This window comes from Micromonospora sp. CPCC 206061, assembly GCF_036906915.1.
Classification (GTDB): Bacteria; Actinomycetota; Actinomycetes; order Mycobacteriales; family Micromonosporaceae; genus Phytohabitans.
Genome location: NZ_JBAKHX010000068.1, coordinates 33,832 through 43,954 on the forward strand (window position 1 = coordinate 33,832; position 10,123 = coordinate 43,954).

Here is a 10,123-nt window from a genome sequence, read left to right on the forward strand (position 1 = left end):
GGGGCCGACCTCCCCACGCGCCAGTTGTGAGCCCGACCACCCAGACGATGAAATCCGGATGTCGGGCTAGTGACCACACCTCAGGATCTTGTGAGGATGACGAGTTGCTGGGTCGCCCGGGTCATCGCGACATAGCGGTCGACCGCGGCTTCGATCCCGTTTCCGAACGTCTCCGGGTCGACGAGGACGACCAGATCGAACTCCAGCCCCTTCGACAGCTCCGGCGTCAGCGATCGGACGCGGGACGTCGACTGGAACGTGGGATCGCCGATGACGCAGGCGATCCCCTCGGCGTGGGCGGCGAGCCAGGTGTCGAGGATCGAGCTCAGCTCCAAAGTGGATCCGTATACGACGGGGACGCCGCTACTGCGGATCGAGGTCGGCACGTTGGCGTCCGGGAGCACGGCCCGGATGACCGGCTCGGCTTCCGCCATGACCTCCGCCGGTGTCCGGTAGTTGATGCTCAAGGAGGCCAGGTCGATCCGGTCGATCCCGATCCGTTCCAGCCGTTCCTGCCAGGAGTCCGTGAACCCGTGCCTGGCCTGGGCGCGGTCTCCGACGATGGTGAAGCTCCGGGAAGGACAACGGAGCAACAGCATCTGCCACTCGGCGTCGGTCAGCTCCTGAGCCTCGTCCACGACGACGTGCGCGAACGGGCCGGCGAGTCGGTCCGGCGCGGCGGCGGGCGATACCGTCTCGTCGACCAGGGAGTCCCGCATGTCCTTTCCGTGCAACATGATCAGCAGACCTTCGCCGTCGTCATGAGTATGGGCCTCGAGCAGGTCGTCGACGACCCTGTCCATGTAGGCGCGTTGGGTGGCGAGCGCGGCGTCGCGCCGACGCTGACGCCGTGACGCCTCCGGGTCTCCGAGCCGCTGCCGGGCCGCGTCCAGCAGCGGCAGGTCGGATACAGTCCACGCCTGCGCGTCCGCGCGCTGTAGCTTCCGGACCTCGTCGGGGCCGAGCCAGGGAGCGCATTTGCGCAGGTACGCGGGCACGGACCACAGGTCTGCGACGAGGTCGGCAGCTTCGAGTATCGGCCACGCGCGGTTGAAGGCCGTGCGTAGCTCCTTGTTTCGCAGCAGCGACATGCGCAGCAGGTCAGCTGGTTCGTCACCGCCGCGCTTGTCCAACAGGATCGTGAGCAGCTCCTCCCAGATCAGGTCGCGCGCCTCGTTGTGCGGGGCACCGGGTTCTGCCGCGTCGAAGGCCTGGGCCCAGTCGTCGACGCTCAGCCAGATGTCGGACTCCTCGGTCGCGAGCCTCATGCCCTTGGTGGGCGGCTCCTCGTAGAACCTGACCGCCGCCTCGATGGCGTGCACCAGGTCTGCCGACGACTTCAGCGCGGCCACCTCCGGATCGGTCTCGACAGCGGCCGCGGCTCCCTCGGCGACGAGGTCCCGTAGGGTGCAGATCTGCACGTCCTCCTCACCGAGGCTGGGAAGCACGTCGGCGACGTAGGCCAGGTAGGGCTGGTGAGGGCCGACGAACAGCACGCCACCCCGGCGGTGACCAAGACGCGGGTCGGAGTAGAGCAGGTAGGCGGTGCGGTGCAGGGCGACGACGGTCTTTCCGGTACCCGGCCCGCCGTCGACGACCAGAGCGCCTCGGGATCCCGCTCGGATGATGGCGTCCTGGTCGGCCTGGATGGTTCCGAGCACGTCCCGCATCCGGGTCGACCGGTTGCTGCCCAGGCTGGCGATGAAGGCGGACTGGTCGTCGAGCGCGGCGTGCCCTTCGAACCCGTCCGAGGTGAATACCTCGTCCCAGTAGTCGCTGATCCGGCCGAGGGTCCAGCGGTACCTGCGGCGGCTCACAAGACCCATCGGGTTGGCGTGGGTCGCGGCGAAGAACGGCTCAGCCGCGGGAGATCGCCAGTCGTGCAAGAGGCGACGACCCGTACTGTCCGTGAGACCAAGCCGTCCGATGTAGACGGGCTCCGGGGCGTCCGCGCTGACCATGCGTCCGAGGCACAGGTCCACGCTGAAGCGACGCAGGGTGCGCAGGCGAGCGGTGAGCCGGCGGACCTCCTGGTCCCGGTCCAGCGCCTGTCGGCCTTTGCCGCCGGGTGCCTTGCGCGCGGCATCGAGCCGGTCGGACAGCTCGGCCGTCACCTGCTCGATGCTCTCCGCGATCGCCGCGAAGTGCTGCTCGTCGCGGGCGATCAGCGCGGGGTCGGCCTTGGGGGAGAGGTTGTCGGGAAGGTCGAACACGCTGGCGGTCAGGTGATTCACGTCATCGCTCCGATGTGAGGTCGCTTGCTTCCCGGGAGAGCGCCTGGATCACCTCGGCGTGCGACATCCGCCCGGGCTGCTCGACCGGCACCTTGTCGTCCGGTGCGGTCGCCGCCTGGGTCCCGGCCGTACTCGGCGCGGGGCGAACGGTCATCAGTTCTCCTTGGTAAAGGGGCGGGGCGGCCATTGTGCGGCAAACATTTCCGCAGCTACCTGGCCTAGGCCGACGATTCTGCGTCACGACCCGGGTCTTGCCGCAAGCCCCACGATGCGGTATATCTTTTAAATGGAGGGAAGTGTTTATCTCCTTTCCTCTTTTCCATTTCGGCCAAAGACAGTGCCCGCAGACGACTGCGCACGCCACGACGAGCCGACCTCCCCACGGGGCCGACTTCCCAGGCAGAGGCCATCGCAAGCGACGCCGTTCGCCGGGATCTGGCAGGCGCGGACCAAGCCGATGAATGGCGGAGACCGTTCGCTAGGGCCTGTGAGAGTGGGGGTTTGGGTGAGATGGGTGTGCGAACCGCACGGTGATGGCCAGGCCCCCTTCGAGGCGTGCGCTGGTGGTGAGGGTGGCGTGGTGGGCTTGGGCGACGGCGTTGACGATGGCGAGGCCGAGACCGTAGCCGTCGCGGCGGCTGTGACGGTCGGGCGCCAGTTTCTGGAAGGGTTGGAAGAGGCGCTGGATCTGGTTGTCGGGGATGACTGGCCCGCTGTTGATGACCGTGAGGGTCGCCTCCGTGCCGGAGGCTTGAGTGGTGATCTCTACGTGCCCGTCTGGGTAGTTGTGGCGGATGGCGTTGTCGATGAGGTTGGTGATGAGGCTTTCGATCAGCCTCGGGTCCCCGGCCGTCACCACGGGCGCTAGGTGTTCGGTGAGGACGATGCCTCGCCGTGTTGCTTGGTCGCGGCGGGAAGCGAGCACTCCCGTGGCGACTTGGGCGAGGTCGAGGGTGTCCCTGCGGGTGAGGCCGCGCTCGCTGGTGGCCAGAGCGAGCAGTGCTTGGATGAGCCGTTCCTGGTGTTCGCCAAGAGCGAGGGCCTCCTGGCAGGCCGAGCGCAGAGTGTCGGCGTCGGCGTCGGGGTCTGCGAGGGCGACTTCGAGCAGGGTACGCAGGCCCGCCAGGGGAGTGCGTAGCTCGTGGGAGGCGTTGGCGACGAAGTGTCGGTGGGCGTCGAAGGAGGCTTCGAGGCGGGCGAAGAGATCGTCGAGGATGTAACCCAGTTCCGTCAGCTCGTCGGCGGGCTCGCCAAGGTTGAGGCGCTGGTGCAGGTTTCCGGCGGAGATGGCGGTGGCGGTGGCGGTGATCGCCCGCACGGGCCTGAGGAAGCGGCCGGCGACGAACCAACCGGCAGCCAGGGCGATGGGGATGAGGATGGCGAGCGCGATGGCGGAGCCGACGAGGAGCTGGTGCGGGCCGATCCCGTCCCCGGTGCCGGTGACTGTGGCTGGCGCTGAGCTGTGGGCGGGAGTGGTTGACTGGATGCCGGCCAGCGGGACGGTGACGATGGCGAGAACCACGATCCCGGCGCCGTAGATGCCCGCGGCATAGGAGAGCGCCAGCCGGGCCTGGAGGGATCGTCTGGGGAGCGGCTGGGGGTTGGTCATAGTGGCCCGATCCGGTAGCCGCCTTCGCGGATGGTCTCGATCACTGGCGGGTCGCCGAGTTTGGCTCGCAGCCGGTGCATGGTGTGCTTGACCGCAGACGTGAAAGGGTCGGCCGCTTCGTCCCAGACTCGTTCGAGCAGTTCCTCGGCGGGCAGGACCAGGCCAGGCGAGCCCAGTAAGCATTCGAGGAGCGCGAACTCCTTCGGGCTGAGCTCGAGACGCCGGCCGGCGCGAAACGCCGCCCGGCGAGCCGGGTCCAGGGTGATGTCCCCGCAGGAGAGGGTGGGAGGAAGCGGCGGGGTGGCCCGGCGGGCCAGTGCCCGGACCCGGGCGACCAGTTCGGCGAAGGCGAACGGCTTGGGCAGGTAGTCATCCGCGCCGAGACCGAGCCCCTTGACGCGGTCTTCGATCGTGTCGGCAGCGGTCAGCATCAGCACGCGGACGTCGCAGCGGTCGTTGGCGAGTCGTCGGCAGATCTCGTCCCCGTGGACGCCGGGCAGGTCGCGGTCGAGGATCACCACCTCGTAGCGGGTGACGGCCAGGCGGTCGAGGGCGTCGGTCCCGTCCAGGACGACGTCGACGGCCATGCCCTCGCGGCGCAGCCCGGTTCCGATGGAGCGGGCGAGGACTTCGAAGTCCTCTACGACGAGGACCCTCACCGCCGGTCACCGCTGGTCGTTGTGCGGGCGGGCGGGCCGAACCGGCCGCCGGGACGAGGTGCCATGCCTTGACGATGCCAGACCCCAGGTTGCAGCAGGGTCGCAGCCGCTGCGACCGGGCTGGAACCGGGTGCCGCGTACAACTGCCGGCATGAGTCCATTTCTAAGCGTGAGCTCGCCGCGATGAGCGCCCCGGGGATCGTCGTCGCCGGACTGCGCAAGCGGTACGGGGCCACCCTGGCCCTCGACGGCATGTCCTTGACCGTCCGTCCGGCTGTGGTGACCGGCTTCGTGGGGCCGAACGGGGCCGGCAAGTCCACCACGATGCGGGTGATCCTTGGCCTGGACGCGGTCGATGAGGGCACCGCGCTCATCGACGGGAAGCCTTACCACCGCCTTCGGCACCCGCTGAACCACGTCGGTTCACTGCTGGACGCGGCGGCGCTGCACCCGAGCCGGAGTGCTCGTAACCACCTGCTCTGGTTGGCGCATTCACAGGGCCTGGCCGCGCGGCGGGTAGACCAGGTGATCGAGCAGGTCGGCCTGACCTCGGCGGCCCGGCGCAAGGCCGGCGGCTACTCGCTGGGCATGCGCCAGCGGCTCGGGATCGCCGCGGCCCTGTTGGGCGACCCGCCGATCATCATGCTCGATGAGCCGTTCAACGGCATGGACCCGGATGGCATCATCTGGATGCGCGGCTTCCTGCGGTCGCTGGCCGCTCAGGGCCGCGCTGTCCTGGTGTCCAGCCACCTGATGAGCGAAGTGCAGGACACCGCCGATCATCTCGTCGTGGTTGGGCGCGGCAAGGCCATCGCCGACGCTGGAGTGGCCGACCTCATCGCGGCCGCCTCCGGGGGCCGGGTGGCCCTGCGGACCACGGCCGGCACCCAGGCGATGGCGGTGCTCACGCGCGCCGGCGCGACCATGGCGGCCACCGGCCGCGACACCATCACCGTTTCCGGCCTGCCCGCGGATCGGATCGTGACACTGCTCAACGAGAGCGCGGTGCCGTTCTCCGAGGTGTCAGCACACCGCGCCACGCTGGAAGACGTCTACCTGGAGCTCACCCGCGAGGCGGTCGAGTTCCGCGCCGCGACGCCCGCGGAGGTATCACGGTGACCCCGACCGTTACGCCTCACCGGCCCCGCCAACGGGTCGGGCGAGACGGCTTCCTCCAGCTACTGCACGCGGAATGGACCAAGTTCCGGACGGTTCCGGGATGGGTGACCGGCACGGTGGTGGCGGCACTGCTGGTGGTGCTGGTCGCCCTGCTCACCGGGGTCAGCAGCAATCAGAAGGGCTCACCACCCGTTCCGATCGGACCGGGCGGTGAACCGGTTACCGACAGTTTCTACTTCGTGCACCAGCCGCTGGCCGAAGACGGCAGCATCACTGTCGCCGTTTCCGCGCTCGAAAGCAGCATCCCCAAGGGCCTCGAGGACCTGCGGCCCGGCATCGTGCCGTGGGCGAAGGCCGGGCTCATCGTCAAGCAGAGCACCCGTCCGGGATCACCCTACGCGGCGATTATGGCCACCAGCGGCCACGGCGTAAGGATGCAGGACAACTACGTCAACGACACGGCCGGACCCCCCGGCCCGGTCTCCGCCGAGTCGCCCCGTTGGCTGCGGCTGGACCGCTCGGGCGACACGATCACCGGCTACGCCTCCACCGACGGTACGAACTGGGCCAAGGTGGGCGCCGCGGAGGTGAGCGGGCTGGGATCGACCGTGCAGGTCGGGCTGTTCGTCGCGTCTCCGCAGGCCGTGGAGGGCCGGGGCACGACCAGCAGCGTGTCGACGGCCGCCTTCGGGGACCTTCGTCTCCAAGGGGGCTGGACCGATGGCGAGTGGACCGGTGAGCAGATCGGAGCCCACTCACCCACCTTCGCCGGCTTCCCGGGCAATAGGTCGGGTTCGTTCACCCAGTCCGGCGGCCGGTTCACGGTGACCGGCGCCGGCGACATAGCGCCCGCCGCCCGCTATTCCTTGCCGGCTGCCGGCACCCTCAAAGACATCCTCACCGGCACGTTCGCCGCGCTGATCGCGGTGATCGTCGTGGGGGCGCTGTTCATCACCACGGAATACCGGAGGAACCTGATCCACGTCACCCTGGCCGCCAGCCCGAGACGGGGCCGGGTGCTGCTGGCCAAGGCAATCGTGCTGGGAGCCGTCACCTTCGTCGCCGGGCTGGCGGGAGCGGTCCTCGCGGTACCGCTCGGCGAGCGGCTCTCCCGGGCCAACGGCGTGTACCTGTTCCCGGTGACCTACTCGACCGAACTGCGAGTGGCACTCGGAACCGCGGCGCTGCTCGCGACCGCCTCGATCCTGGCCCTTTCCGTCGGCGCCATCATCCGGAACAGCGCCAGCGCGGTCACCACCGTCATCGTGGCCATCGTGCTGCCCTACCTCCTGATAGCCAACCCGTTCATGCCGGTGAGCGTGGCGAACTGGCTGACCCGGGTAACGCCGGCCGCGGCCTTCGCCGTCCAGCAGACGCTTGTGCAGTACCCCCAGGTCGCAAACCCCTACACGCCGTACAACGGTTACTACCCGCTGGCGCCGTGGGCCGGGCTCGCCGTACTGGCCGGCTACGCGGTGGTCAGCCTGGCCGTAGCAGCCTTCCTTATGCACAGGAGGGACGCATGAGATCAGCCCTGCACGCGGAGTGGACGAAGATACGGACCGTCGCCAGTCCTTTGTGGCTGCTGCTCGGCATGATCGCGGCGACAGTGGCCCTCAGCGCAGGGGCGACCTCGGTGGTGACCTGCGTGCCCGCTGGCTGCGGCGGCGATATGACCAAGCTCAGCCTCATCGGCGTCACGCTCGGCCAGGCGCTGGCCGCCATCGTGGCCGTGCTGGTCATCAGCGGCGAGTACAGCTCAGGCATGATCCGCACTACTCTGACGGCGATGCCGCATCGGACCACCGTCTTCGCGGCCAAGGCCATCACACTCACCGGCGTCGTAGCCGTCGCCGGAACCACCGCGGTTCTCGGATCGCTGCTGGCCGGGCGGCTCATCCTGCCCGGCCACGGCTTCACCGCTGCCCGCGGCCACCCGGCCCTGTCCCTCACCGACGGGCCAACACTGCGCGCGACCGCTGGGTCGATCCTCTACCTGACCCTGATCGCCCTGCTCAGCCTCGGCATCGCCGCCATCGTCCGGAGCTCCGCGACCAGCATCGGGATCATCCTCGGCCTGCTCTACCTTCTCCCCATCGTCTCCCAGGTGATCGGCGATCCGCACTGGCAGCGCCGGCTAGAGCAGATAGGACCGATGAGCGCCGGGCTCGCCATCCAGGCCACCACCGATCTCCACAGCCTGCCCCTCAGCCCGTGGGCTGGTCTTGGCGTCACCGCCGGGTGGGCCGCGGCCGCGCTCGTGGCCGGCGGCCTGCTGCTACGCATGCGCGACGCCTAGAGCTACCCAGCGACGCCAGCGCTGGAGCCGGTATGGGTATGTGCGGGATGCACGGTTTCGTCGTGCCGGAGCCGGGTAGGTCTCCGACCATGAGGACCACGTGGAAAGCGAAGGAAAAGCACGGCGAGCTCACCCAGCGTTCGGACCTACCGGACTCGGTGTTCGCATTCCCGGACAAGCGTAAGGAACCGCTTACCGACGCCGATCACGTGCGCAACGCGCTCGCCAGGTTCGATCAGGTCCAGGACGTGACCGACGCCGAACGCGATCTGGCCTTCGCCAACATCCTGGCGGCCGCCAAGCACTACGACGTCGACGTCGCGGAGACCGACTGGCACCAGCTGGGCAAGCGCCCCCATACCCCGAACTCCGCCCAGTAGGGACAAACCTTCGCTCGAACAGACGCGGTCTCCGGTAGGCGTCAGGCGGGGAAGGTGTGGGCCGGGCCACGGACGGTGACGGTCACCTCGTCGCCCGTGGTAACCGCGGGGGTGGTGTCGAGGACGCGGGCGGTCACCCGGGTGCCGTCGGAGAGCTGGAGCTGCACGAGCGCGTCGTGGCCGTGGAAGTCGTGCCGCACCACGGTGGCCGCCACGCCGCCGCCGTTGGCCGATATCCGCAACTGCTCGGGGCGTAGCAGGACGATGTGGAGGCCCTCCCGCGCCGGGCCGCGCAGCGCGATCCGGCCCAGCGCGGTCGCCGCCCCGGCATCGTCCACTGTGGCCGGCAACAGTACGGCCTCGCCGACGAAGCCGGCAACCCACTGGTTGGCGGGTTCCCGGTACACGGCGGCGGGTGGCCCGTACTGGATGATCCGGCCGGCGTTCATGACGGCGACCTGGTCGGCCATCGACAGCGCCTCGCCCTGGTCGTGGGTGACCAGCAGCGCGGTGGCGCCGTCGGCGTGCAGGGCCTGCCGCACGTCGCGGCGTACGTCGCCGCGCAGCCCGGCGTCGAGGGCGCTGAACGGCTCGTCGAGCAGCACCAGCGGCGGGCGCGGAGCGAGCGCGCGGGCCACCGCGACGCGTTGCTGCTGGCCGCCGGAGAGCTGGTGTGGCATCCGGTCGCCGTATCCGGGCAGCCCGACCAGTTCCAGTACCTCGTCGATCCGGCCGGAGCGGCGGGCCGTGCGGTCGAGCCCGAATCCGACGTTGGCCGCCACGCTCAGGTGCGGGAACAGCGCGCCCTCCTGCGGCACGACCGCGACGCGGCGGCGGTGCGGCGGCACGTGCAGGCCGGCCCCGGCGACCCGGCGGCCGTTCACGGCGATCGATCCACCGTGGACGTGCTCGAAACCGGCGACGGAGCGCAGCAGCGTGGTCTTGCCGCAGCCGGACGGGCCGAGCACGGCGACCAGCGTGCCGGCGGGGACGTCGAGGTCGACGCCGTCGAGGGCGACCACGTCTCCGTAGGACTTGCGCAGGTCCGCGACCGACAGCATCACACGCCTCCCCGGACGCTCAGGAACCAGGTGGGCACCGCGGCGAGGCCGACCAGCAGCGCGGCGTAGGGCGCGGCGGCGGCGTACGAGGCGGTGGAGGTGTGCGTCCACAGCTCGGTGGCGAGGGTGTCCATGCCCGTCGGGCGCAACAGCAGCGTCGCGGGCAGCTCCTTCATGCAGGTGAGGAACACGAGCGCCGCGCCGGCGGCGATGCCGGGCAGGGTCAGCGGCAGGGTGACCGTGCGGAAGACCCTGGCTGGGCCCCGGCCGAGCGATCGGGCGACCTCCTCCAGGGCGGGCGGCGACTGGGCCGCCGCGCCCGCGACGGCGCCGACGGCCAGGGGCAGGAACAGCGTCGCGTACGCCAGCGCGAGCAGCCAGACGCTCTGGTACAGCGGGTACGCGACGTTGATGCCGAAGAACACCAGCGACAGCCCGATGACGACGCCGGGCAGGGCGTGCGCGACGTAGGTCAGCCGGTCGAGCAGCGTCGCCAGCGGACCGGGTGCGCGTGCGGTCAGCAGCCCGACGGGCAGGGCCAGCACCATGGTGAGCAGCGCGCCGGACAGGGAGACAGCCAGGGAGTTGCCGGCGGCGGTGGCGATCTCGGTCAGCGACCCGGGCCGCGACACACCCTCGGCCAGCCGCCGCGCGAGACTCGCCGCCGGTACCCCCAAGGCCAGCGCGGCGACGGCGGCGAGCGCGGCCGCGGCCGGCCAGCGGGCCGCGCGCAGCGGGAGGCGGATCGGCGGCCGCCCGGCG

10 protein-coding genes are annotated in these 10,123 nt (G+C 70.1%); 4 read left to right on the forward strand and 6 right to left on the reverse strand.

The window, feature by feature from the left end:
• Positions 1 to 80 precede the first annotated feature (80 nt).
• The 4 genes from helR to V6V89_RS31765 all read right to left on the reverse strand — a co-directional run bounded on the left by helR (position 81) and on the right by V6V89_RS31765 (position 4,502).
• Entirely contained in the window at positions 81 to 2,225 is a 2,145-nt protein-coding gene (gene helR / locus V6V89_RS31750; protein WP_334623239.1) for an RNA polymerase recycling motor ATPase HelR, read from the reverse strand.
• 10 nt (positions 2,226 to 2,235) lie between these two features.
• The gene (locus V6V89_RS31755; RefSeq protein ID WP_334623228.1) at positions 2,236 to 2,388 is read right to left on the reverse strand and encodes a hypothetical protein; all 153 of its coding nucleotides are present in this window, start codon (positions 2,386 to 2,388) and stop codon (positions 2,236 to 2,238) included.
• A gap of 324 nt (positions 2,389 to 2,712) precedes the next feature.
• Entirely contained in the window at positions 2,713 to 3,843 is a 1,131-nt protein-coding gene (locus V6V89_RS31760) for a sensor histidine kinase (RefSeq protein WP_334623229.1), read from the reverse strand.
• Positions 3,840 to 4,502, reverse strand: a complete 663-nt coding sequence (locus tag V6V89_RS31765) for a response regulator transcription factor (RefSeq protein WP_334623230.1) — start codon at positions 4,500 to 4,502, stop codon at positions 3,840 to 3,842. Before V6V89_RS31765 ends, V6V89_RS31760 begins: the two co-directional genes overlap by 4 nt.
• Before the next feature lie 183 nt (positions 4,503 to 4,685).
• Between V6V89_RS31765 and V6V89_RS31770 the strand changes: the two genes are divergently transcribed.
• The 4 genes from V6V89_RS31770 (at position 4,686) to V6V89_RS31785 (ending at position 8,300) form a co-directional block, all read left to right on the forward strand.
• The gene (locus V6V89_RS31770; RefSeq protein WP_334623231.1) at positions 4,686 to 5,621 is read left to right on the forward strand and encodes an ATP-binding cassette domain-containing protein; all 936 of its coding nucleotides are present in this window, start codon (positions 4,686 to 4,688) and stop codon (positions 5,619 to 5,621) included.
• Positions 5,618 to 7,147, forward strand: coding sequence for an ABC transporter permease subunit (locus V6V89_RS31775; protein ID WP_334623232.1), 1,530 nt, complete (start codon positions 5,618 to 5,620; stop codon positions 7,145 to 7,147). The genes V6V89_RS31770 and V6V89_RS31775 overlap by 4 nt, the downstream gene beginning before the upstream one ends.
• Positions 7,144 to 7,920, forward strand: coding sequence for an ABC transporter permease subunit (locus V6V89_RS31780; protein WP_334623233.1), 777 nt, complete (start codon positions 7,144 to 7,146; stop codon positions 7,918 to 7,920). The genes V6V89_RS31775 and V6V89_RS31780 overlap by 4 nt, the downstream gene beginning before the upstream one ends.
• 89 nt (positions 7,921 to 8,009) lie before the next feature.
• Entirely contained in the window at positions 8,010 to 8,300 is a 291-nt protein-coding gene (locus V6V89_RS31785) for a DUF6582 domain-containing protein (RefSeq protein WP_334623234.1), read from the forward strand.
• A 41-nt stretch (positions 8,301 to 8,341) separates the two neighbouring features.
• Here the strand turns inward: V6V89_RS31785 and V6V89_RS31790 are convergent, their stop codons facing one another.
• Both V6V89_RS31790 and V6V89_RS31795 read right to left on the reverse strand, forming a co-directional pair.
• Positions 8,342 to 9,361: an ABC transporter ATP-binding protein gene (locus V6V89_RS31790; RefSeq protein WP_334623235.1), complete on the reverse strand. Its 1,020-nt coding sequence runs from the start codon at positions 9,359 to 9,361 to the stop codon at positions 8,342 to 8,344.
• Positions 9,361 to 10,123: ABC transporter permease (locus V6V89_RS31795; protein ID WP_334623236.1), on the reverse strand; the 763-nt coding region annotated here is incomplete at its 5' end. The genes V6V89_RS31790 and V6V89_RS31795, both read right to left, overlap by 1 nt.

Excerpts from the sequence above, each read along its gene's own strand:
- V6V89_RS31790 (WP_334623235.1), bottom strand. The coding sequence starts at position 9,361 with ATGCTGTCGGTCGCGGACCTGCGCAAGTCCTACGGAGACGTGGTCGCC.
- V6V89_RS31755 (WP_334623228.1), bottom strand. The coding sequence starts at position 2,388 with ATGACCGTTCGCCCCGCGCCGAGTACGGCCGGGACCCAGGCGGCGACC.
- V6V89_RS31770 (WP_334623231.1), top strand. The coding sequence starts at position 4,686 with ATGAGCGCCCCGGGGATCGTCGTCGCCGGACTGCGCAAGCGGTACGGG.
- V6V89_RS31760 (WP_334623229.1), bottom strand. The coding sequence starts at position 3,843 with ATGACCAACCCCCAGCCGCTCCCCAGACGATCCCTCCAGGCCCGGCTG.
- V6V89_RS31785 (WP_334623234.1), top strand. The coding sequence starts at position 8,010 with ATGAGGACCACGTGGAAAGCGAAGGAAAAGCACGGCGAGCTCACCCAG.
- V6V89_RS31780 (WP_334623233.1), top strand. The coding sequence starts at position 7,144 with ATGAGATCAGCCCTGCACGCGGAGTGGACGAAGATACGGACCGTCGCC.